Genomic DNA, 23,023 nt, shown 5'->3' with positions numbered 1-23,023 from the left:
GCACACCCGAGACTGCATCCATGAAGCCACTCTTCAGCGCAACACCTTCTGCCGGCCGGGCGGTTCGGCTCACCCGGGTCCGGAACCGGGCCGTGCCGCTCGCCCTGTGCGCGCTGGTCCTGGCCGCCTGCGGCAGTGAACGGGCGGGCGGCGGGCAGACCGGGAGCGACGGTGCCGGCAGCCGGTCCGTGACCGCCCGCACGCACTCCGAGGGACCGGAGTTCGTCCGGTTCATGGACCTCCTCACCTCGCTCGCCGAGCCGTGCGTGCCCCAGCCACCGGCCACCGTCCCGCCCGAGCCGTCCGAGCCGGGGAAGCCGCGCACCGCGCCCACCCGGCTGCCCACGCTCCCGGGCAGGCCGGCCCCGCAGACGTCCGGGACGCCGGCCGACCCCCGCGAAGAGGTGGCGCTGACCGGCGTGGAGAAGTGCGAGGCCCGCGTCCACGCCCGGCGGATCGGCGACGCCCTGGCCAGGACACCGGACCCCACCCCCGGTCAGGTCCGGGACGCGCTGCACGGCCTCGGTTACCCGGACGAGCGCATCGACGGCCCGGACGAGGCGGGCCGGAGTACGACGTTCACGCTCGACCTGCGGATCATGGGCGGACGGCTCTGCCTGGACGGAACCGTCACGGGCACCCGGACCACCGTCACGCCGTACGGCGGCGCGTCGCAGGTCGGGTGCCGGGACGTCCGGCGGACCGAGGCACCCGCCGTCACGTCGAGTCGCGCCTGACCAGCTCCGTCGGCAGGATGACCGCCGCCGGGTCCTCTCCGCCCATCTGGGCGAGCAGCACCCGGACCATCTCGTTGCTGATCCGGTCCCAGGGCTGCCGGATCGTGGTGAGCGCCGGGGTGGCGGCGGTCGCCGCCGGCGAGTCGTCGAAACCGCCGACGGCGATGTCGTCCGGCACCCGCCTCCCGGCCCGGTGCAGGGCCGCCAGCACGCCCTGCGCCATCAGATCGGAGGCGACGAACACGGCGTCCATGTCCGGTGCCTGCGCCAGCAGCCGCTCCGCGCCCGCCTCCCCGCTGGCCCGGCTGTAGTCGCCGGAGACGACGAGCCGCTCGTCGGCCGCGAGGCCCGCCTCGGCGAGCACCTCCCGGTACCCGGCGAGCCGCTCCACACCACCGGGGGTGTCCAGCGGGCCGGTGACCACGCCGATCCGGCGCCGCCCCAGCGACAGCAGGTGCCGGACCATGTCCCGGGCGCCGTCCCGGTCGTCGGCGGCCACGTAACTCACCTTCGAGCCCAGTCCGATCGGCTTGCCGCAGGCGACCAGCGGCACCCCCGCCTCCCGCAGCTCCTCGGCGACCGGATCACCGGAGTGGCTGGAGACCAGCAGCACCCCGTCGACGTGCCCGGCGGTGATGTACCGCGTGATGCGCCGCCGTTCGTCCTCGGTCCCGGCCAGCATCAGCAGCAGCGGGACGTCGTGCGCGGCCAGCGCCTGGGTGCAGCCGCGCAGCAGGACGTTGAAGTTGGGGTCCTCGAAGAACCGCTCCTGCGGCTCGGTCAGCAGGAAGCCCACCGAGTCGGAGCGGCCCGTGATCAGCGAGCGGGCGTGCCGGTTCACGACGTACCCGGTCCTGCGGATGGCGGCGTTGACCGCCTCCTGGGCGGCGGGGCTGACGTAGTGCCCGCCGTTGAGGACACGCGAGACGGTGCCGCGCGAGACGCCTGCCTCGCGCGCCACGTCGTGGATCGTCGGCGGTCTGCGCCGGCCCCCCGAATTGCCCATGGTCATGACTTTACGGCCCCGGACAGCAGATCCAGACTCCAGAACCGCTGGACGACCAGGAAGAGGGCGATCAGCGGGAGCACCGCGAGGAACGCCCCGGTGATCACCAGGGTGTACAGCGCGGGGGTGTTGGAGCCCTGCTCCAGCAGTGTGTACAGACCCAGGGTGAGCGGGAACTTCTCGTCGTCGCTCAGCATGATGTACGGCAGCAGGAAGTTGTTCCAGATCGCGACGAACTGGAACAGGAACACCGTGACCATGCCGGGGATCATCATCGGCAGCGCGATCCGGGTGAAGATCCGCCACTCGCCCGCCCCGTCCATCCGCCCCGCCTCCACCACGTCGGCCGGCACGGCGGCGGACGCGTAGATCCGGGCGAGGTAGACGCCGTACGGGGAGAGGATCTGCGGCAGCAGCACGGACAGGTGGGAGTCCGTGAGGTCGGCCTTGGCCAGCAGCAGGTACTGCGGGATCGCGAGGATCACCGGCGGCATCAGGACGCCCGCGAGCAGGACGTTGAACATCGTCTCGCGGCCCCTGAAGCGGTAGGTCGCCAGCGCGTAGCCGCTGAACGCCGACACGGCGGTGGACAGCACCGCGCCGAGACCCGCGTACAGGGCGGAGTTGCCCATCCACGTCCAGTAGACGCCGCCCCGGTAGGAGTCGAGGTCCTTGATGTTGTCGGCGAAGCCGGTGCCGGGCAGGAACGTGAACGTGGAGAACAGCTCGTGGCCGGACTTGGTCGACGCGATCACCACCCAGGCGACCGGCAGCAGCGTGTAGACCGCGCCGAGCAGCAGCGTGACCGTCGGGACCAGCGCGGTCCGGCGGCGCAGCGGCGGGCCCTGCGCCGTACCCGGGGTGGTGCCGGCGGCCGGTGCGGCCTTGCGGACGGCGAGGGTGCTCATCCCGCTGCCTCCTGCTTGTTCCGTCGGTTCGCGGCCCGCAGGAAGCCGAACGACAGCAGCAGCGTGACCACGGCGATCAGCGTCGCCTCGGCCGCCGCCGAGTAGATGTCGTTCCGGCCGAAGGCGTCCTGGTACACCTTCATCAGCGGGCTCCAGGTCGTGTTGACCGAGTTGGTCAGGGGCTTCAGGGTGGTCGGCTCGTTGAACACCTGGAGCGTCGCGATGATCGAGAAGAAGAAGGTCAGCACCAGCGAGGGTGCCACCATCGGGATCTTGATCCGCAGAGCGATCTGCACGGGGGTGGCGCCGTCCAGCTTCGCCGCCTCGTACACCTCGGCCGGGATGGACCGCAGCGAGGTGTAGATGACGATCATGTTGAAGCCGGTGCCGCCCCAGACCGCGATGTTGGACAGGGCGAGGTACAGCGGACCGCCGTCCAGCAGGTCCGGCTGCGGCATCCCCAGCTTGTCCAGCACGAAGTAGAACGGGCTGACGTCCGGCAGGTACAGGAACCCCCACAGCAGCGCGGCCACCACGCCGGGGACGGCGTACGGCAGGAAGATCGCGAGCCGGGTGAACGGGGCGAGCCGCACCTTGTCGGAGTCCAGCATCAGCGCGAACAGCAGCGCCAGGCCCAGCATCACAGGGACGACGATGCAGCCGTAGCCGAGCACGCGCAGCGCGCCGTTCAGCAGCTCGCTGTCCTGGAAGGCCTCGGTGTAGTTCTCGGCACCGGCCCACACCTCCTTGCGCGCACCCGAACCCAGGCCGAGACCGGAGACGTGCACCTTGCGGAAGCTGAGCCAGACCGCGTAGCCGATGGGCAGCGCGAAGAAGAGGGCGAACAGGATCACGGCGGGGAGGAGGAAGCCGTACGGGGCCCCCTTGACCCCGTACGACTTCCGGCCGGCGGGGCTGCTCACCGAGCGACCTCGAAGCCCTGCTTCTTCATGTCGGCGACCGTGTCGTCCTGCATCTTCCCCAGGGCGGCGGCGAAGTCCGACTTGTTCCTGGCGGCGGCGCCGAAGGCGTCCTTGAAGGACGTGTAGGCGACGTTCACGTTCGGGCCCCACGCGGACGGCGCGGTGGTCTTCGCGATGTCGGCGGCCTTGGTGTAGAAGTCCGGCTGGTTGGCGAAGTACGCCGGCGGGTTGGAGAAGGCGCCGCTCAGCTGGGCGGAGGTGGAGGCCGGGTAGATGCCGCCCTCCTTCGCCAGCGCGTTCAGGGCGTCGTGGTCGGTGTTCAGCCAGGACGCGAACTCGGCGGCGGCCTCCTTGTGCGCGGAGTCGGTGGTGACCGCCGTCGAGGAGCCGCCCCAGCTGCCGGTGACGTCCTGTTCGGCCGACCACTGGGGGAGCGGGGCCATGGCCCACTTGCCCTTGGTGTCCGGTGCCGCCGTGGTCAGCGTGCCCGGCGCCCACACGGCGCTCACCCAGGCGATCTGCTTGCCGGTGTCCAGCGCCTTGTTCCAGGACGGGGTGTACATCGGCTGGTTGTCGATGACGCCCTCCTTGACCAGGCCGCCCCAGAACGTGGCGACCTTCCGGGTGGCGGCGTCGTCGATGCCGACCCTCCACCGGTCGCCGGAGGTGGTCCACCACTTGGCGCCGGCCTGCTGGGCGAGCCCCGCGAAGAGGCCGGAGTCGTTGGCGGAGAAGGTGGTCAGGTCCTTGTCCGGTGCCTTCTTCTTGAGCCGGCGGGCGGTCTCGGCGAACTGCTCCCAGGTGGTGGGGACCTTGAGGCCGTAACTCTTGAACAGGTCCTCGCGGTAGTAGAACATCATCGGGCCGATGTCCTGGGGCACCGCGTAGACCGCGTCCGTGCCGAGCGTGGTCTGCTGCCAGACGCCCTCGGCGAACTTCGCCTCGTCGTCGCCGACTTCCTTCGAGATGTCGGCCAGGGCGTCGTTGCTGACCAGCGTCGGCAGCGCCTGGTACTCGGCCTGGACCAGGTCCGGGGCCTTGTGCGCCTTGTGCGCGGTGAGGATCTTGGTGACCAGCGTGTCGCCGGACGCCTGCTTCTTCACCGTGACGGTGATCCGGTCCTTCTTCCCCGGCCCCTTGTTCCACAGGTCGACGACCTTGTCCATGCCGGGTGTCCAGGTCCAGTACGTCAGCGAGACGGGACCCGACTCGGCCTTGCTGTCGTCCCCGGAACCGCAGGCGGCGAGGGCGGTGGCGCCGAGGGACACGGCGACGGCGGTTGTCACGAGGCGACGGCGCTTCGTGTGCGGCATGGTTTCTCCCCTGACCTGGGCCCCCGCCCGCTGCGGGGACCTGCCATGCAGATGTGCACGTTCACATGAGCGGGGCGCTCAGTGCGCTGGAGCCCCTGCCATGCTTCTGTGAGCGTTCACAGTAGAGAAACATCCCGGACACTTGTCAATGGTTGTTGCTGTGCGGTTATGTTGGGCTGGCACCGCCGATGCTGTGTGTGCACGTTCCCAAATGATCGATTCCTCGGGAGACAGTCATGTCGGACACCAGCCCCAGGGGCCTCACCCGGCTCGCCTATGGTGGGGACTACAACCCCGAGCAGTGGCCGGAATCCGTCTGGCTGGAGGACGTCCGGCTGATGCGGGAGGCCGGCGTCACCATGGTGAGCGTCGGCATCTTCTCCTGGGCCCTGCTGGAACCGGCGCCGGGGGAGTACGACTTCGGCTGGCTCGACCGGGTCGTCGGCCTGCTGCACGAGAACGGCATCCGCGTCGACCTGGGCACGCCCACCGTGGTGCCGCCCGTCTGGTTCTACCGGGCACACCCCGAGGCCCTGCCGGTCACCGCCGAGGGCGTGCGCTACGAGTTCGGCTCGCGCGGCGCCATCTGCCACAGCAACGCCGACTACCGCGCCGCCGCCGCGAACATCACCACCCGGCTCGCCGAGCGCTACGGCGACCATCCGGCGCTCGCGATGTGGCACGTCCACAACGAGTACGGCGTCCCCGTCTCCGCCTGCTACTGCGACTCCTGCGCCGACCGGTTCCGCGTATGGCTCGCGGACACCTACGGCAGCGTGGACGCCGTCAACGAGGCCTGGGGCACGGCCTTCTGGGGCCAGCGCTACACCGACCTCGCGGTGATCAACCCGCCCCGGGCCACCCCGACGGTGGGCAACCCCGGCCAGGCGCTGGACTACAAGCGGTTCGCCGACGCCACCATCCGGGAGAACTTCCGCGCGGAGCGGGACATCCTGCACCGCCTCTCACCCGGCGTGCCGGTCACCACCAACTTCATGACCGCCCTCAGCCAGTGCGACTCCATGGACTACTGGGCCTGGGGACGTGAGGTCGACCTCGTCACCAACGACCACTACCTGATCACCGACGGCCGCCGCACCCATGTCAACCTCGCCATGGCCGCCGACCTCACCCGTTCGGTCGCCGGCGGTGCCCCCTGGCTGCTGCTGGAGCACTCCACCTCGGGCGTCAACTGGCAGCCCCGCAACCCCGCGAAGGCGCCGGGACAGATGGCCCGCAACTCCCTCGCGCACGTGGCGCGCGGCTCCGAGGGCGCGATGTTCTTCCAGTGGCGCCAGTCCCGGCGCGGCGCCGAGAAGTTCCACTCGGCGATGCTGCCGCACGGGGGCACCGACACCCGTGTCTGGCGCGAGGTCGTCGCACTCGGCGCCTCCGTCGGCGCGCTGGGCGAGATCCGGGACACCCGCACCGAGGCCGACGCGGCGATGCTGTGGGACTGGCAGTCCTGGTGGGCGCAGAACCTGTCCTGGCGCCCCAGCGAGGACCACGACCCGCGCGAACGCGCCGACTCCTTCTACGAGGTCCTCTACGACCGCCACCTCACGGTCGACTTCGCCCACCCGGAAGCCGACCTGTCGCGCTACCCCCTGGTCGTCGTCCCGGCCCTGTACCTGATGACGGAGGCCGCCGGGCACAACGTCCGCGAGTACGTCGAGCACGGCGGCACGCTCGTGGTGTCGTACTTCTCCGGGATCGTGGACGAGCACGACGCCGTCCACGAGGGCGCCCACCCCGGCGTGCTGCGTGACGTCCTCGGGCTGGCGGTGGAGGAGTTCTCGCCGCTGCTGAAGGACGAGCGGGTGCGGCTGACCGGCCCGGACGGCTCCGAGCTGACCGGGGACGTGTGGACGGAGTTCGTCGTCCCGCGGGGCGCCGAGACCGTCTGGACGTACGCCGACGGGCTCACCGCGGGCCGCCCGGCCGTCACCCGGCACCGGCTCGGCCGCGGCACCGCCTGGTACGTCTCCACCCGCCTCGACGCCCAGGGCCTGGACGCGGTCCTCGGCTGGGCTGCCGACGACGCCGGCGTCGCCCCGCGCGCCGGCCTGCCCCGCGACGTCGAGGTCGTGCGCCGCCGCGGGGAGTCGGGCACCTACCTCTTCGTCATCAACCACACCGCCGGCGACACCAAGGTGCCGCTGGACGCGCCCGGCACCGAACTGCTGACGGGCGAACGCGCCGCGGGCCGCCTCGCGGTCCCGGCGGGGGCCGTCCGGGTCGTACGACTCGACGGCTGAGCCGGCTCCCCTCCGCCCGTGTGTGCCACGAGAGCCGCGGGCGGAGGGGTTCTCCTCCAGCCCCGCTGGAGGACACCCCTCCCCAGATACGTCGAAGGGACGACGGACGATGAAGTTCCATCCCAGACGCACCATCAGAGCCCTGCTGCTGCCGCTCGCGGCCGGGCTCGCCCTCACCGCCCTGCCCGTCCAGGCCGCGCACGCCGCGAGCACCCTCACCAACGGCGGCTTCGAGTCCGGCGGCGCGGGCGCGGCCACCCCCGCCGGCTGGTCCGAGTACGGCGACACCGGCGCCTCGTACACCGAGTCGGGCGGCCACGGCGGGAGCTACCGCCTCTCCCACTACTCCTCCTCCGCCTACAAGGTGGAGACGTACCGGTACCTGTCCGGGCTGGCCAACGGCAGCTACAAGCTGACGGCGTGGGTCCGGTCCAGCGGCGGGCAGAAGGCCGCGTACATAGCGCTCAAGAACTGCGGCGGTTCCGAACAGCGCACCGATCTGCCGATATCGTCCAGTGGGTGGATCCGGATCGTCACGCCGGTCAATGTGACCAACAACCAGTGCACCATCAGCGTCAACAGTGACGCGAGCGCCGGCAACTGGATCAACGTTGACGATCTGACCTTCACGTCCGGCGCCACCGGTACATCCATCCACGGCGCCGACATCTCCTCCCTCGCCAAGAGCGAGGCCAAGGGCGGTGTGTACAAGTCGAGTGCCGGAACCGCCGGGGACGCCCTCTCCATCCTCAAGTCGTACGGCATGAACTACGCGCGGCTGAAGGTCTGGGTGAACCCGGCCGACGGCTTCAACGACAAGGCGCATGTCCTCGCGATGGCCAAGCGCATCAAGGCGCAGGGCATGAAGCTGCTGGTCGACTTCCACTACTCGGACAGCTGGGCGGACCCGGGCCAGCAGAACAAGCCGGCCGCATGGGTGGGCCATACATACAGTCAGCTCAAGACGGACGTGTACACCCACACGTACGACGTCTTGAACGCATTGAAGGCTCAAGGCACCACCGCCGACATGGTCCAGGTGGGCAATGAGATCAATGGCGGCATGCTGTGGTCCGAGGGGTCCACGAGCAACTGGAGCCAGCTCGCCGGGCTGCTCAACTCCGGCTACGACGCCGTCAAGGCGGTCAACTCGTCCACCGTCGTCGCGCTGCACCTGGCCAAGGGCGGGGACAAGGCCGGCACCGAGTGGTGGTTCGACAACGCGGTCGCGGGCGGCGTGAAGTTCGACGCGATCGGCCTGTCGTACTACGGCTACTGGCACGGCCCGCTCTCCGACTTCCAGACCACCCTGGACGACGCGGCCTCCCGCTACGGCAAGCCGGTGTTCGTCGCCGAGACGGCCTACCCCTTCCGTCTGGACAGCGACGACTCGCTCACCAACCAGATCGACACCACCGGCGAGCTGGTCTCCGGCTACCCGGCGACGGTGGCCGGCCAGACCAGGTGGATGAACGACGTGGCGAGCATCGTGGAGGCCGTCCCGAACGGCCGCGGTCTCGGCGTCTTCTCCTGGGAGGCGACCTGGACCGCCGTCAACGGCAACGGCTGGGACCCGGCGGACGCCACCTCCGGCAACGGCTGGGAGAACCAGGCCCTGTTCGGCTACGACGACAAGGCCCTCTCCTCGATGACGTGGTTCAGCCACCGCTGAACCGCCCCGACGGGGCCCGGTCGCACCAGGCGGCCGGGCCCCCGCCGTGTTCCCGGGGCCGTGGGACACCTGCCGGGGCGCACGGCCGTCCGGTACCGGACAACGGCCGCCGAGTCCCGGACGGGACGGCGTCGCCCGCGCGACAGTGGGAAGACTGCGTACCAGGGGGCCGGGGACGGGAGGGCGGACGGATGACGGGGACTCCCTCGGACCGGATGCGGGAGACCATCCTGGAGTGGCTCAAGGATCCGCCGGCCCACTTCCCGGCGGCGCGCCGCGGCGACCCCGCCGAGAACGGCGTCACCGCGCGGGCCGTCGCCGACAAGCTGGGCGTACCGCGCCGGACCGCCCTCGCCCACCTGGACCTCCTCACCCGTCTCGGTCTGCTGCGCACCCGCCGGATCCGCTGCCGCACCCACTACCGGCGCGACGAGATCCGTATCGCCGAGGTGGCCCGGATGTTCGAGAAGGGCTGGTGATCGCCCACGGCCGCGGGGGACGGTGGGCAGGGGCAGGGGCAGGGGCAGGGGCAGGGGCAGGGGCAGGGGCGCCCCGGCGGAGAAGGGACGCACATGGACCGAACGACGGCACTCGTGCCGCTCCACTACGTCTCCCTGGGCGGCCACGGCCCCGAGGACGTCGTCGCCGACCCGCACGGGCGCGTGCTGACCGGAGTGGCGGACGGACGCATCCTGCGCGTCCACCACCTCGGAGACCCGCGCACGGCCCGCACGGAGGTGCTGGCCGAGACCGGCGGCCGGCCCCTCGGGCTCGAACTCCTGCCGGACGGCGACCTGTTGGTCTGCGACGCGGAACGCGGCCTGCTGCGGGTGGACACCGGGAACGGCACCGTCCGCGTCCTCGCGGACTCGGTGGCGGGGGAGCGGCTGCGCTTCTGCAGCAACGCCGTCGCCCTGCCCGACGGCACCGTGTACTTCACCGTCTCCAGCCGCCGCCACCCCCTTGGCCGCTGGATCGGCGACATCGTCGAACACACCGGTACCGGGCGCCTGCTGCGGCTCGCCCCCGGTCGCCGGGAGCCCGAGGTCCTGCTGGACGGGCTGCAGTTCGCCAACGGGCTCGCCGCGAGTGCCGACGGCTCCTTCCTGGTGATCGCCGAGACCGGCTCCTGCCGCCTCACCCGCTTCCGGCTCACCGGACCCCGCGCGGGCCGCGCCGAGCCCTTCGCCGAGCTGCCCGGCATGCCGGACAACCTCTGGCGCGAGGACCCCGACGGCCTGGTCTGGGTCGCCCTGGCCAGCCCCCGCGTCCCGCCACTGGATCTGCTGCACCGCGCCCCGCGGGCCGTCCGCCGGGGTGCCGCCCGGGCCGCCGTACGGGCGCCGTACCGGCCGAGCGGGACCGCCGCCGTGGTCGCCGTGGACGACCGGGGCCGGACCGTCCACCACCTCACCCGCCGCCGCTCCGGCTTCCGCATGGTCACCAGCGTGTGCGCGACCGGTGATCACCTGGTGCTGGGCAGCCTCTGGGAGTCGGGTGTGGCGGTCTGCGCCCGCCCTCCCGCGCGCTGAGGCGGCGGTACCCTGGTCCCGGCCTTGATCGCCCGCCGGGGCAGGGGCCGAACAGGAGACGTGACCAGGATGACGGCCCCGGAGGCCGAGACCCGCGGTGTCCGCCCCGCGCCGGCGCGGCGGACCGAGTGGCGTACCCAGGCGCCCGTCGTCGCGGCCGTGGCGGCCGGCGGCGCGCTCGGCGCGACGGCCCGCTACGCCCTCGCGCTGGCCTTGCCGACGCCCGCCGGCGGCTTCCCCTGGGCGACCTTCTGGACGAACGTCTCCGGCTGCGCCGCCATGGGCGTGCTGATGGTGCTCGTCACCGAGGTGTGGGCCGCCCACCGCCTGCTGCGCCCGTTCCTCGGCACGGGCGTCCTCGGCGGCTTCACCACCTTCTCCACCTACGCGGTCGACATCCGCGGGCTGGTGGACGCCGGCCGCCCCGGCGCGGGCCTGGCCTATCTCGCCGCGACCCTGTGCGCGGCCCTCGCGGCGGTGTGGCTGGCCTCGGCCGCCGCCCGCCGGCTGCTGACCGGGAGGCGGGCATGACGTTCCGTACCGACCGAGCCCTCCGGCTCACGCACGCCGCCGGGCTCGCCGGGGCCGGCGTCTTCCGGGGTGTGGGGGGCTTCGGCGTCTCCTCCCGCATCCACACCTCCCGCCTGCTGTCCCTGAGCCAGGACCTGCCGGTCGCGGTGGCCGTGGCGGACGCCGAGGAGCGGGTACGGGCGTCCCGGCCGCGGCTGGAGGAGCCGGCCGGCGGGGGCCTCGTCACCGTGGAGGAGTGCCAGATCGTCCGGTACGGGGAGCCCGCCCCCGGTCCGGACGAAACGGACCCGGAGGGTAAGAAGTCGTTGTGAACTGGCTGCTGGTCATCGCGGGAGCCGTCGTCGGCGCACCCGTGCGCTATCTCACCGGCCGCGCCGTGCAGGCCCGCCACGACTCGCTCTTCCCGTGGGGCACCTTCGTGGTGAACGTGGCCGGCTGCCTGGTCCTCGGCCTGCTCACCGGGGCCGTCTCCGCCGGAGCCGCGGGGCCGCATCTCCAGCTCCTGCTGGGTACCGGGCTGTGCGGCGCGCTGACCACGTACTCGACTTTCTCCTACGAGACCCTGCGGCTGACCGAGGCCGGCTCCGGCCTCTACGCTGCCCTGAACACCGTGGCCAGCGTGGCGGCGGGGCTCGCCGCGGCCTTTACCGGGGTCTCACTCGCCGGCTTCCTGTGGGCCTGAGGCTTGCCACCCGGCCGGGCACAGTAAGTACTGTCTACAGCAATGTCGACCAACTCTCCTCAGAACTGGATCCCATGAGCGCCATCTCCGTCGGTCAGGCCGTCGTCCTCGGAGTAGTCGAGGGGGTGACCGAGTTCCTCCCCGTGTCCTCCACCGGCCACCTCAAGATCGTCGAGGGGCTCATGGACATTCCCGTCGACGACAAGTCCGTCGTCGGCTTCTCCGCCGTCATCCAGGTCGGCGCCATCGCCGCCGTGCTCGTGTACTTCTTCAAGGACATCAAGCGGATCGTCTCCGCATGGTTCCGCGGCCTGACCAACCGCGAGGAGCGCTACCACCACGACTACAAGTTCGCCTGGTGGGTCATCGCCGCCACCGTCCCGATCGTGGTGGTGGGCCTGGCCGCGAAGCCGCTGATCGACGGCCCGCTCGCCTCGCTGTGGGTGGTCGCCGGCTCGCTGATCGTCGGGTCGGGTGTGATGTGGGCCGCCGACCAGATGGGCCGGCACAAGCGCGGCGAGGACGACACGTCCTTCAAGGACGCGATGTGGGTCGGCTGCTCCCAGATCCTCGCCCTGCTCTTCCCCGGCTTCTCCCGCTCCGGGGCCACCATGTCCACCGCGCTCATCCTGGACCTGGACCGCGTCGCCGCCACCCGGCTCTCGTTCTTCCTGGGCATCCCGGCCCTGACCGGCGCGGGACTGTACGAGCTGAAGGACGCCCTCGGCGCGGGCGTCGGCGCCGCCCCGCTGGCCGTCGGCACGATCGTGTCGTTCGTGGTCGCCTACGCCTCCATCGCCTGGCTGCTCAAGTTCGTCGCCAAGCACTCCTTCAACGCCTTCGTGATCTACCGGATCATCATCGGCGCCGGCCTGCTGGGCCTGCTCGCCACCGGCACGCTCAGCAGCTGAGCGAACGCCGCTGATCACCCACGGGGTGCGGATGCCTGCATTCAGGCACCGCACCCCGTGAATGTTTCCTTACCTCATGTCTTGACACCCCCCGCCCGCACCCCGCAGGATCGCTCCCGTGAACCTGTCAGACAGCCAGACAGGTGGTCCGGTCCCGCGGCGCGTCAGCGCCATGGAAGCGGTGCTCGACCACCTCCGTGCCGCCATCGAGCGCGGCCGGTACGCCATCGGCGACAAGCTCCCCTCCGAGGCCGAGCTGTGCCGCACCCTGGAGGTGTCCCGGCCCGTGCTGCGCGAGGCGCTGCGCGCGTTGCAGACGATGGGCCTCACGGTCTCGCGGACCGGCAAGGGCACCTTCGTCGTCGCGAACACCGTCGAGGACCCCACCTTCGGCGACTACGCGGCCAGCGACCTGCTGGAGGTGCGCCGGCACATCGAGATCCCGGTCGCCGGTTACGCGGCCCTGCGCCGCACCCCGGAGAACCTGGACCACCTGGCCCACCTGCTCGACCGCATGGAGCGGGAGACGGACACCACCGCCTGGGTCGCGATGGACACCCTCTTCCACCTCGCCGTGGCAGAAGCCGCCCAGAACCCGGTCTTCCGCCGGGTCATCGAGGAGATCCGCGACGCACTGGCGCGTCAGTCGGCCTTCCTCAACGAGCTGGGCGGACGCCGCGAGCAGTCCATCCGCGAGCACCGGGCGATCGTCGAGGCGCTGGTGGACGGTTCCGAACACGACGCGGTGGAGGCCATGAGCCACCACCTGGACCGCGTCGAGACGACCCTCACCGACATCGTGCGTCCCCAGCGGACGGACCCCCCTACGGAAGGCGGACCCGAGGCGTGAGCGAGCAGCACCTCGAAGACGAGACGCGCCCCTCGTCCGGCCATGTCGACGCCGGAGACGCCGGCTACAGCAAAGGCCTGAAGCACCGGCACGTCAACATGATCGCCATCGGCGGTGCCATCGGCACCGGCCTCTTCCTCGGCGCGGGCGGCCGGCTCGCCGACGCCGGGCCCTCCCTGTTCATCGCGTACGCCGTCTGCGGTGTCTTCGCCTTCCTGGTCGTGCGCGCCCTCGGCGAACTCGTCCTCTACCGTCCGTCCTCCGGGGCCTTCGTGTCGTACGCCCGGGAGTTCCTGGGTGAGAAGGGCGCCTACACCGCGGGCTGGATGTACTTCCTGAACTGGGCGACCACCGGCATCGCCGACATCACGGCCGTCGCCACGTACACGCACTACTGGGGCATGTTCTCCGACATCCCTCAATGGTTGATCGCATTGATCGCCCTCGCGGTCGTCCTGACGGTCAACCTGATCTCGGTCAAGATATTCGGTGAGCTGGAGTTCTGGTTCGCGATCGTCAAGGTCGGCGCGCTCGTGGTCTTCATGTGCATCGGCATCTTCCTGCTGGTCACCCAGCACCCGGTCGCCGGCCATCACCCCGGCCCGTCCCTGATCACCGACAACGGTGGCGTCTTCCCCAACGGTCTGCTGCCCATGCTGCTGATCATCCAGGGCGTCGTCTTCGCCTACGCCTCGGTCGAGCTGGTCGGCGTCGCCGCGGGCGAGACCGAGAACCCCGAGAAGATCATGCCGAAGGCGATCAACTCGATCATGTGGCGCGTGGGCCTGTTCTACGTCGGCTCGGTCGTCCTGCTGTCGATGCTGCTCCCGTGGAACAAGTACTCCGCCGGCCAGAGCCCCTTCGTCACCGTCCTGTCCCACATCGGCATCCCGGCGGCCGGCGGCGTGATGAACCTGGTCGTCCTGACCGCGGCCATGTCCTCGCTGAACTCCGGCCTGTACTCCACCGGCCGCATTCTGCGCTCCATGGCGATGAGCGGTTCGGCTCCGAAGTTCACCGGCCGTATGAGCCGCAGCCAGGTCCCGTACGGCGGCATCCTGCTCACCAGCGGTATCTGTGTCCTCGGCGTGGCCCTGAACTACGTCGTCCCCGCCGACGCGTTCGAGATCGTCCTCAACTTCGCGGCGATCGGCATCCTCGCGACCTGGGGCATGATCATGCTCTGCCACCTGCTCTTCTGGCGGAAGACCCGCAGCGGCGACCTGACCCGGCCGTCGTACCGGCTGCCGGGCTCCCCCTGGACCGAACTCGTGACGCTGGCGTTCCTCGCCTCCGTCCTGGTCCTCATGTACGCCGATGGCGGCGCCGGACGCACCACCGTGCTGTGCCTGCCGCTGATCGTCGCCGCACTGGTCGCGGGCTGGTACGCCATCCGCGCCCGCATGTCCCGCACGTCCACCGGCGCCGACGCGTGACCCGCGTACCGGCCGACCCCGACCCCCTGATCAGGCAGTGATGTACAGCAGTTCCCCCGCCGACGCCCCCGTCGTCCGCGAACCCCTCCACGCCCCCGTCGCCCACCTCGTCCGCGGCGGGGTCGTCGAGGGCGTCCACCACGGCTCCGTCGTCGTCCTCGGCGCCGACGGGCAGGTGCGGTTCCAGCTCGGCGACGTGGAGGCGGCCTTCTACCCGCGCTCCGCCCTCAAGCCCGTCCAGGCCGTGGCCATGCTGCGGGCCGGGCTGCCGCTCGACGGCGCCCTGCTGTCGCTGGCCGCCGCGAGCCACTCCGGCGAGGAACGCCACCTCGCGGGCACCCGGCGCATCCTCGAACTCGCCGGGCTCACCGAGGACGACCTGCGCAACGTGCCCGACATGCCGTTCGGCCCGGCAGTCAGGGACGCCTGGGTCCGCGAGGGCCGGCAGCCCTCCCGCCTCGCCCAGAACTGCTCCGGCAAGCACGCCGCCATGCTGTGGACGGCCCGCATCAACGGCTGGTCCCTGGAGGACTACCTGGACCCGGCGCACCCGCTCCAGCAGGCCGTGGCCGAGACCGTCGAGGAGCTGACCGGCCAGCGCGTCGCCCGGGTCACCGTGGACGGCTGCGGCGCCCCGCTGTTCTCCATATCCCTGCACGGCCTCGCCCGCGCCCTGGCCCGCATCACCTCGGCCGCACCCGGCACCCCCGAAGCCCGGGTCGCCGACGCGATGCGCGAGCACGCCGAGATGGCCTCCGGCGCCGGCCGGGACGTGGCCGCGCTCATGCGGGCCGTGCCCGGGCTGCTCGCCAAGGACGGCTTCGAGGGCGTACAGGTCGCCGCGCTCCCGGACGGCACGGCCGTCGCCGTGAAGATCGCCGACGGGGCGAACCGGGCGCGGATACCAGTGGCGGCGGCCGCGCTCGCGCGCGCGGGCGTGGATCCCGGGCTCCTCACCGAGTTCGCCGGGGAGCCGCTGCTCGGCGGCGGGGAGCCGGTGGGGTGTGTGCGGCCGGTGCGCGCGCTGGATCCGCTCCCGTTCACCGCCCGCGCGTAGCTCCCGCCGTCGCGCGCGGTTCCCTCGCGTCCGCGTCCCTTCCGGATGCCCTCACCTCCGTACCTCAGAAAGAGGACCCGTACTCCCATGACCGCCGCCACCCGCAGCGAACACGATCTGCTCGGCGACCGTGACGTCCCCGCCGACGCGTACTGGGGTGTCCACACCCTGCGCGCGACGGAGAACTTCCCCATCACCGGCACCCCGATCTCCGCGTACCCGCACCTGATCGACGCCCTGGCCGCCGTCAAGGAGGCCGCCGCGCTCGCCAACGAGGAACTCGGGCTGCTGGCGCCCGAGAAGGCCGCGGCGATCGTCGCGGCCTGCCGGGAGATCCGCGCCGGCAAGCTGCACGACCAGTTCGTCGTGGACGTCATCCAGGGCGGAGCCGGCACGTCCACCAACATGAACGCCAACGAGGTCGTGGCGAACCGCGCGCTGGAACTGCTCGGGCACACCAAGGGCCAGTACACGTATCTGCACCCCAACGAGGACGTCAACCTGGGTCAGTCAACCAATGACGTCTACCCGACCGCCGTCAAGATAGCGACGGTCTTCGCGGTACGTGGACTGCTCAAGGCGATGTCCGTACTGCAGGACGCGTTCGCCCGCAAAGCCGTCGAGTTCCGTGACGTGCTCAAGATGGGCCGTACACAGTTGCAGGACGCCGTGCCGATGACGCTCGGCCAGGAGTTCTCCGCGTTCGCCGTCATGATCGAGGAGGACCGCAGCCGGCTCGCCGAGGCCGTCGAGCTGATCCATGAGATCAACCTCGGCGCCACGGCCATCGGCACCGGCCTCAACGCGCCCGCCGGCTACGCGGAGGCGGCCCGCCGTCACCTGTCCGCCATCACCGGCCTGCCTCTGGTCACGGCCGCCAACCTGGTCGAGGCCACCCAGGACTGCGGCGCCTTCGTCCAGATGTCCGGCGTCCTCAAGCGGATCGCGGTCAAGCTCTCCAAGAGCTGCAACGACCTGCGCCTGCTGTCCTCCGGCCCGCGCGCCGGGCTCGGCGAGATCAACCTGCCGCCGGTGCAGGCCGGTTCGTCGATCATGCCGGGCAAAGTCAACCCGGTCATCCCCGAGGTGGTCAACCAGGTCGCCTTCGAGGTGATCGGCAACGACGTCGCCATCACCATGGCCGCCGAGGCCGGGCAGCTCCAGCTCAACGCCTTCGAGCCGATCATCCTGCACTCCCTGTCGGAGTCGATCACACACCTGGAGAGCGCCTGCCGCACGCTCGCCGAGCGCTGCGTGTCCGGCATCACCGCCAACACCGAGCGGCTGCGCGCCACCGTGGAGAACTCCATCGGCCTGGTCACCGCGCTCAACCCGCACATCGGCTACACGGCGGCGACCGACATCGCCAAGGAGGCCCTGCGCACCGGCCGCGGCGTCGCCGAGCTGGTGCTGGAGAAGGGCCTGCTGCCCGCCGAACGGCTGACGGCGCTGCTCCGCCCGGAGGTACTCACCGGCAACGGAACCCCCAAAGTGATCTGACGCCACGGCACCCGCGCGCCGCCCCAGGCCGGCACGCGGGTGCCGTCACACCCACCGTCACATCCACTCCCGACCCCGCCGCCCCCTCGGCGCCCCGGCGCCGGCGGTGCGGCATGATGGCGATCATGTCCTCGCAGTTCCAGCCGGTCCTCGACAACATCCTGGCGGAGATCGAACGCACTCCCGGACGCGGCCGGTCCGCCGACTACATCCCGGCGCTCGCCGCCTGCGATCCCCGCCGTTTCGGCATGGCCGTCGCCGAACTGGACGGCACCGTGTACGGGGTGGGGGACTGGCGGCAGCCGTTCTCCACGCAGTCCATCACCAAGGTCTTCACGCTCGCCCTGGACCTGGCCCGCGAGGGCGACGAACTCTGGGAGCACGTGGGCCGCGAGCCCTCCGGCAACCCGTTCAACTCGCTGGTCCAGCTGGAGTACGAGGACGGCATCCCGCGGAATCCTTTCATCAACGCGGGTGCCCTGGTCGTCACCGACCGCCTGCAGACCCGTACCGGAGACGCGGCCGGCGAGCTGCTGTCCTTCCTGCGGGCCGAGAGCGGCAACCCCGCGCTGGACTTCGACCAGGAGGTCGCCGCCTCCGAGACCGCGCACGGTGACCGCAACGCCGCCCTCGCCCACTTCATGGCGTCCTACGGCAACATCGACAACGAGGTGCCGGTCCTGCTCGACCAGTACTTCCGGCAGTGCTCCATCGCCGCCTCCTGCGCCGACCTGGCCCTCGCCACCGGCTTCCTCGCCCGGCACGGCATCCGCGCCGACGGCAGCCGGCTGCTCAGCCGCAGCCAGGCCAAGCAGGTCAACGCGGTCATGCTGACCTGCGGCACCTACGACGCGGCCGGCGACTTCGCCTACCGCGTCGGTCTGCCGGGCAAGAGCGGGGTCGGCGGCGGGATCATCGCCGTCGTACCTGGCCGGTGCACGCTGTGCGTGTGGAGCCCGGGCCTGGACGAACGCGGGAACTCGGTGGCGGGCGTGGCGGCCCTGGACCGCTTCACGACCCTGACCGGCCTGTCGGTGTTCTGAGAGACGCCCCGGAGCCGGCCGGCACCCACCGCGCGCCGGCCGGCACCCACCGCGCGTCGGCCGGCACCCATCACGCGCCGGCCGCACGCACCTCGGCCAGGACCGCCGTCGCCCCGGTCACCGGCGCGCCTCGGCCGGACCCGCCTGCGCCCTCCGGTCACCTGGCCACGACAGCCCGGCCCGGTGCCGGCAGGCGCCGACCTCGGCCGGCACCGCCTGCCACGCTCCCGGTGCCGGCACGGCCTTCCTCGCCCCCGACGGCACCGCCTGTCACGCTCCCGGCGGCGGCCTGGCCTTCCTCGCTCCCGGCCTCGGCACGGCCGGCGCCCTGCCGGCCGGTCAGCCGCGGGTCGAGCGGCCGCCCTTGATGCGCAGGGCCAGTGCCACGGCTCCCGCGCCGAGCCCGGTGAGGCCCGCGACGACGGCGGTACCGGACCAGTCCGAGCCCTCGTCCTCCGGTGCCACGGCCGCCGCCACCGGCTTCGCGGACGCCGGTGTAGGGGACGGCGGGCGCAAGCCGTCCAGCGAGCCGACCGGATCCACCTGACCGGCCGCCGCGAAGCCCCAGTCGAGCAGGGCACGGGCCTCCTCGTAGACGGTCAGTCCACCGCCGTCCTGGGGGTTCAGCACGGTCACCACCAGGGTGCGTCCGCCCTGCCGGGCCGCGGCCACCAGGGTGTTGCCGGCGTTGCTGGTGTAGCCGTTCTTGATACCGATCAGCCCCGGATACGGCGCCACCCCGTCCTCGCCGGTCAGCAGCCGGTTGGTGTTCTCGATGGCGTACGGCGACCCGTCGCCGGGGAAGAGCGCCTGGGCGGTGGAGCAGTACCGGGCGAAGTCGGGATTGCGCAGGCCCGTCCGCCCGAACACCGCCAGGTCGTAGGCGGAGGACACCTGGCCGGGGGCGTCGTAGCCGTCCGGGGAGACCACATGGGTGTCCAGGGCGCCCAGTGAGCGGGCCTCGTCCTGCATCCGGCGGGCCGTGGCCTCCCAGCCGCCGCTCAGCCGTGCCAGCACGTGCACGGCGTCGTTCCCGGAGCTGAGGAAGACCCCGCGCCACAGGTCCGCCACCTGGTAGGTGTGCCCCTCCTCGACACCGACCAGGCTGCTGCCCTCGCCGACGTCCGCCAGTTCCTCGTAGCGCACGGTGTGCTGCTGTGTGCCGGGCAGTCCCGGCAGGACGGTGACGGCGAAGAGGGTCTTCAGGGTGCTCGCGGGCGGCAGCTCGCGGTGCGCGTCGTGTGCCGCCAGCACCTCCCCGCTGCCCGCGTCGGCCACGAGCCAGGAGAGCGCCGAGACCTCCGGCGGTGCGAGCGTACCCCGGTGCGGCCGGACCTGGACGCCGGAGCGGTAGAGCAGGGACGGCCCGGGCGTCGTGGCCCGGGGGCGCGGCGGAGCGGGCTCCCCGGCCCGGGGCCCGGCGGCGGCAGCGGCCGGCGTGAGTGCCAGCAGGCCCGCCACACAGAGGGAGCAGGCCGACACAGCCGCGCGATGACAGAATCCGGTGACCATACGATCAACGTACGAACATACTCCGCGTGCACCACGCTGCCCGGGCCGTTCGGGTTGCCGGGCAACCCGGATGCCGCACCCGGCGGCCTTCGGGCCGCGGGTCAGCCGGTTCAGGCCGCGGGTCAGCCGACCGGCAGGGTGGGCAGGATCCGCCGCAGGAACGTGGCATTGTCCGGCGTGGCGCGCAGCCGTTCCAGGAGGGTCTCCAGGGCGGACGGCCCGGCCCCCTGGGAGCGCAGGGCGCGGCGCAGACCGGTCGCGGCCGTCAACTCGGCCGGTGTCAGGAGGAGTTCCTCGCGCCGGGTGCCGGTGGTGTCGAGGTCCACGGCAGGGAAGACGCGGCGGCCGGCGAGTTCCCGGTCCAGGCGCAGCTCCATGTTGCCGGTGCTCTTCAGCTCCTCGAAGAAGTAGCCGTCGGCGCGCGAGCCGGTGTCGACCAGGACCGTGGCGAGGACGGTGAGCGAGCCGCCCTCCTCGGCCTGGCGCGCGGCGCCGAAGAACCGCTTGGGGCCGAGGAGCGCACCGGCGTCCACACCGCCGCTCAGGGTACGGCCGCCTGCGGCGGAGGCGTTGTTGTGCGCCCGGCACAGCCGGGTCAGCGAGTCCAGCAGGACGACGACGTCCTCGCCGGCCTCCACCAGGCGCTTGGCCCGCTCCAGGACGAGGTCGGCGAGAGCGATGTGCTCCTTGGGCGACCGGTCGAAGGTGGAGGCGTACACCTCGCCGCGCACCGAGCGGCGCATCTCGGTGACCTCCTCGGGCCGCTCGTCCAGCAGCAGGACCATCAGCCGGCACTCGGGGTGGTTGCCGGCCACGGCGGCGGCGAGCTGCTGGAGCAGGACGGTCTTGCCGCTCTTCGGCGGAGCCACGACGAGGCCGCGCTGGCCCTTGCCGACCGGCGCGAGCAGGTCGGTGACGCGTCCGGCGAGGCCGGCGGCGGGGTGTTCGAGGCGCAGGCGCCGGTGCGGGTGGAGCGGGGTGAGGTCGCGGAAGTGCCGTCGGGAGCACGCCTCGCCGGGGGCGCGCCCGTTGATGCGCGCCACCTCGGTCAGGGCCCGCTGGGCACCCCGGACGCCCTCGACCAGGTCGCCCTTGCGCAGTCCATGGCGGCGGATCAGCGCCGGCGCGACCTGCGGATCGGCGGGGGAGGGGAGGAGGCCCGCGGCCCTCAGGTGCCCCTTTCCGTGCGCGTCGATGTCGAGGACACCGGTGACGAGCGGGGCGGCCGGGGCCTGCCGGACCTCGGCAGGGTGTTCGAGGATGGTGGTCATGGTGGGAGTCCTTTCGCGGACGGATGTCGCGGACGGAGCAGAGACGAGGAAAGAAGAGGAAAGAAGGGGTGAGGCCGCGAGCGGGAGGCGTCTGCGACTGCCTCCGGGCGGCGGGAACGGCACCTCGGCCACGGCGGGGAACGCTCGTGCCGAGGTGGTGCCGGGAAGCTGACGCGCCGCGAGCCGGACATCCGGGTGACGGCGGGCGGATCAGCGTGAGGAAGGGAAACTGGCACCGGCGGCCACGATGGGCGTGCACGAGTGCTGTCGGCACAGTACCACGCCGATGGCGACCCGTGTCCGTGATTCCCTCAACGCATCGCCGCACCGGGCCATTCCCGGGGTGGGAGGATCGAGCGTCTTGTCAGGGGAACGTCAGGAGGAACCCGTGGAGCCGGTGGAACCCGCAGGACATGGAGGATCCGTAGGACCTGTAGGACCTGTAGGACCCGTGGAACCCATGGAACCGGTGGCACCCGCGGACGCCCCGCCCGCCCGCACCCCGCCGTCCGCCCGAACCCCGCAGTCCGTCCGCACCCCGCACCGCCTCGATCCCGCCGGTGGCTGCCCGCACGCCGACAACGCCCGGCTGCTGGCCCGGGGTGCCGTGGCCCCGGTCGAGCTGCCCGGCGGGATCGAGGGGATGGCCGTCCTCGGGCACGAGGCGCTCAAGGAGTTCCTGCAACACCCCGAAGTCGCCAAGGACGCACGCCACTTCACCGCGCTGCGGGAGGGGCGGATCGCCGAGGGCTGGCCGTTGCGCACCTTCGCCACCGTCCCCGGCATGACCACCGCCGACGGCGCCGACCACCGGCGGCTGCGCTCCCTGGCCGCCCGCGCCTTCACACCCCGGCGGGTCGCGCAACTCCAGCCCTGGATCGAGGAGTTGACCGACACCCTGCTCGACGGTCTGGAGCGCGCCGCCGCCACCGGTGACGGGGTCGCCGACCTGCGGCGGCACTACGCCCTCCCGCTGCCGATGGGTGTGATCTGTCAACTCCTCGGCGTGGACGAACGGTTCCGGGACCGGCTGCACCACCTCGGCAGCCGGGTCGTGGCCACCGGCACCCCGCCCGCCGAGGCCGTCGCCGCCAACCGCGAACTCCTCGCCGTCCTGGGCGAGATCGCCACGGCGAAGGCCTCCGAGTCCGGCGACGACCTCACCAGCGCGCTCATCGCGGCCCGGGACGAGGGCGGCGACCGGCTGAGCCAGCAGGAACTGATCGGCACCCTGCTGCTGATGATCATCGCCGGGCACGAGACCACCCTCAACCTGATCACCAACGCCGTGCGCGCCCTGTGCGCCCACCCCGAGCAGCTCGCCCTGGTGCGCGCGGGCGAGGCGAGCTGGGCGGACGTGGTGGAGGAGACGCTGCGCTGGGACGCGCCCGTCAGCTACTTCCCGTTCCGCTACCCCGTGCGGGACCTGATCGTGGCCGGCACGCTCATTGCCGCCGGCACCCCCGTGCTCGCGGGCTACTCCGCCGCCGGCCGTGACCCGGCGGCGCACGGCCCGGACGCCGGCCGCTTCGACCCGACCCGCACCGCCCGGCCCGGCGCCGTACGCCACCTGTCGCTCGGTCACGGCGCCCACTACTGCCTGGGCGCACCCCTGGCCCGGCTGGAGGCCACGGTCGCCCTGGAACGGCTGTTCACCCGCTTCCCGGCGCTCCGACTCGCGGTGCCCGACGCGGACTTGCCGCCACACGCCGGATTCGTCGGCAACAGTGTCCGGACCCTGCCGGTACGGCTCGGCCCGGACCGCCCGGACCGCCCGGGCCGCCCGGACCGCCCGGATCCCGGTGCCGGCCGTACCGCCATGGATCCGTAACAGATGTCCACACACCATAACGATCCCGGACGTCCGGGGACTTGACCGCC

The 23,023-nt window shown here is 71.9% G+C and carries 21 protein-coding genes; 15 read left to right on the top strand and 6 right to left on the bottom strand.

Features of this window, described 5'->3' with window-relative positions; genetic code table 11:
- Positions 1–20: 20 nt before the first annotated feature.
- Complete coding sequence (locus IG05_RS49040; protein ID WP_234335773.1) at positions 21–737, top strand: hypothetical protein; 717 nt, start codon at positions 21–23, stop codon at positions 735–737.
- On the opposite strand, the gene IG05_RS0105745 is transcribed toward IG05_RS49040, so the two are convergent.
- From IG05_RS0105745 to IG05_RS0105730, 4 genes are read right to left on the bottom strand one after another with little or no spacing between them, the layout of a single operon-like run.
- Positions 718–1,749, bottom strand: a complete 1,032-nt coding sequence (locus IG05_RS0105745; RefSeq protein WP_030339765.1) for a LacI family DNA-binding transcriptional regulator — start codon at positions 1,747–1,749, stop codon at positions 718–720. The two genes, IG05_RS49040 and IG05_RS0105745, sit on opposite strands and share 20 nt — an antisense overlap.
- Positions 1,746–2,651: a carbohydrate ABC transporter permease gene (locus IG05_RS0105740; protein ID WP_030339764.1), complete on the bottom strand. Its 906-nt coding sequence runs from the start codon at positions 2,649–2,651 to the stop codon at positions 1,746–1,748. The genes IG05_RS0105745 and IG05_RS0105740 overlap by 4 nt, the downstream gene beginning before the upstream one ends.
- Positions 2,648–3,574 carry a carbohydrate ABC transporter permease gene (locus IG05_RS0105735; RefSeq protein WP_030339762.1) on the bottom strand — a complete coding sequence of 309 codons (927 nt, stop codon included), beginning with the start codon at positions 3,572–3,574 and terminating at the stop codon, positions 2,648–2,650. The genes IG05_RS0105740 and IG05_RS0105735 overlap by 4 nt, the downstream gene beginning before the upstream one ends.
- Positions 3,571–4,887: an extracellular solute-binding protein gene (locus IG05_RS0105730; RefSeq protein ID WP_030339760.1), complete on the bottom strand. Its 1,317-nt coding sequence runs from the start codon at positions 4,885–4,887 to the stop codon at positions 3,571–3,573. The genes IG05_RS0105735 and IG05_RS0105730 overlap by 4 nt, the downstream gene beginning before the upstream one ends.
- Positions 4,888–5,123: 236 nt before the next feature.
- On the opposite strand from IG05_RS0105730, the gene IG05_RS0105725 reads away from it, so the two are divergent.
- From IG05_RS0105725 to IG05_RS0105665, 13 genes are all read left to right on the top strand, one after another.
- Positions 5,124–7,145, top strand: coding sequence for a beta-galactosidase (locus IG05_RS0105725; protein WP_030339758.1), 2,022 nt, complete (start codon positions 5,124–5,126; stop codon positions 7,143–7,145).
- 109 nt (positions 7,146–7,254) lie between these two features.
- On the top strand, positions 7,255–8,817 hold the full coding sequence (locus IG05_RS0105720; RefSeq protein WP_030339756.1) for a glycoside hydrolase family 53 protein: 1,563 nt from the start codon (positions 7,255–7,257) through the stop codon (positions 8,815–8,817).
- A 191-nt stretch (positions 8,818–9,008) separates the two neighbouring features.
- Positions 9,009–9,296, top strand: a complete 288-nt coding sequence (locus IG05_RS0105715) for a helix-turn-helix domain-containing protein (RefSeq protein ID WP_030339754.1) — start codon at positions 9,009–9,011, stop codon at positions 9,294–9,296.
- 93 nt (positions 9,297–9,389) lie between these two features.
- Positions 9,390–10,349, top strand: coding sequence for an SMP-30/gluconolactonase/LRE family protein (locus IG05_RS0105710; protein WP_030339752.1), 960 nt, complete (start codon positions 9,390–9,392; stop codon positions 10,347–10,349).
- A gap of 69 nt (positions 10,350–10,418) precedes the next feature.
- Positions 10,419–10,880 carry a fluoride efflux transporter CrcB gene (crcB, locus tag IG05_RS0105705; RefSeq protein WP_030339750.1) on the top strand — a complete coding sequence of 154 codons (462 nt, stop codon included), beginning with the start codon at positions 10,419–10,421 and terminating at the stop codon, positions 10,878–10,880.
- Positions 10,877–11,191 (top strand): DUF190 domain-containing protein, encoded by a 315-nt coding sequence (locus IG05_RS0105700; protein ID WP_051789525.1) that lies wholly within the window; start codon positions 10,877–10,879, stop codon positions 11,189–11,191. Before crcB (IG05_RS0105705) ends, IG05_RS0105700 begins: the two co-directional genes overlap by 4 nt.
- On the top strand, positions 11,188–11,562 hold the full coding sequence (gene crcB, locus IG05_RS0105695; RefSeq protein WP_030339747.1) for a fluoride efflux transporter CrcB: 375 nt from the start codon (positions 11,188–11,190) through the stop codon (positions 11,560–11,562). Before IG05_RS0105700 ends, crcB (IG05_RS0105695) begins: the two co-directional genes overlap by 4 nt.
- A 74-nt stretch (positions 11,563–11,636) precedes the next feature.
- Positions 11,637–12,473 (top strand): undecaprenyl-diphosphate phosphatase, encoded by an 837-nt coding sequence (locus tag IG05_RS0105690; RefSeq protein ID WP_030339745.1) that lies wholly within the window; start codon positions 11,637–11,639, stop codon positions 12,471–12,473.
- Between the two features lie 172 nt (positions 12,474–12,645).
- On the top strand, positions 12,646–13,323 hold the full coding sequence (locus tag IG05_RS0105685; protein ID WP_030339744.1) for a FadR/GntR family transcriptional regulator: 678 nt from the start codon (positions 12,646–12,648) through the stop codon (positions 13,321–13,323).
- On the top strand, positions 13,320–14,759 hold the full coding sequence (locus tag IG05_RS0105680) for an amino acid permease (RefSeq protein ID WP_030339742.1): 1,440 nt from the start codon (positions 13,320–13,322) through the stop codon (positions 14,757–14,759). Before IG05_RS0105685 ends, IG05_RS0105680 begins: the two co-directional genes overlap by 4 nt.
- Positions 14,760–14,799: 40 nt before the next feature.
- On the top strand, positions 14,800–15,816 hold the full coding sequence (locus tag IG05_RS0105675) for an asparaginase (RefSeq protein ID WP_030339740.1): 1,017 nt from the start codon (positions 14,800–14,802) through the stop codon (positions 15,814–15,816).
- A gap of 87 nt (positions 15,817–15,903) precedes the next feature.
- The gene (gene aspA / locus IG05_RS0105670; protein WP_030339739.1) at positions 15,904–17,316 is read left to right on the top strand and encodes an aspartate ammonia-lyase; all 1,413 of its coding nucleotides are present in this window, start codon (positions 15,904–15,906) and stop codon (positions 17,314–17,316) included.
- A 113-nt stretch (positions 17,317–17,429) separates the two neighbouring features.
- The gene (locus IG05_RS0105665) at positions 17,430–18,359 is read left to right on the top strand and encodes a glutaminase (protein WP_420707562.1); all 930 of its coding nucleotides are present in this window, start codon (positions 17,430–17,432) and stop codon (positions 18,357–18,359) included.
- A gap of 339 nt (positions 18,360–18,698) precedes the next feature.
- On the opposite strand, the gene IG05_RS0105660 is transcribed toward IG05_RS0105665, so the two are convergent.
- Positions 18,699–19,871, bottom strand: a complete 1,173-nt coding sequence (locus tag IG05_RS0105660; RefSeq protein ID WP_037813045.1) for a D-alanyl-D-alanine carboxypeptidase family protein — start codon at positions 19,869–19,871, stop codon at positions 18,699–18,701.
- Between the two features lie 122 nt (positions 19,872–19,993).
- The gene (rho, locus tag IG05_RS0105655) at positions 19,994–21,142 is read right to left on the bottom strand and encodes a transcription termination factor Rho (RefSeq protein ID WP_030339735.1); all 1,149 of its coding nucleotides are present in this window, start codon (positions 21,140–21,142) and stop codon (positions 19,994–19,996) included.
- Positions 21,143–21,602: 460 nt separating this feature from the next.
- Between rho and IG05_RS0105650 the strand changes: the two genes are divergently transcribed.
- Positions 21,603–22,973, top strand: coding sequence for a cytochrome P450 family protein (locus IG05_RS0105650; RefSeq protein WP_078893915.1), 1,371 nt, complete (start codon positions 21,603–21,605; stop codon positions 22,971–22,973).
- Positions 22,974–23,023: the final 50 nt, after the last annotated feature.

This window comes from Streptomyces sp. NRRL S-1022 (genome assembly GCF_000720135.1).
Taxonomy (GTDB): Bacteria; Actinomycetota; Actinomycetes; order Streptomycetales; family Streptomycetaceae; genus Streptomyces.
Note: the sequence above shows the minus strand (reverse complement) of the source record. Positions and strands in the feature narration are given on the sequence as shown.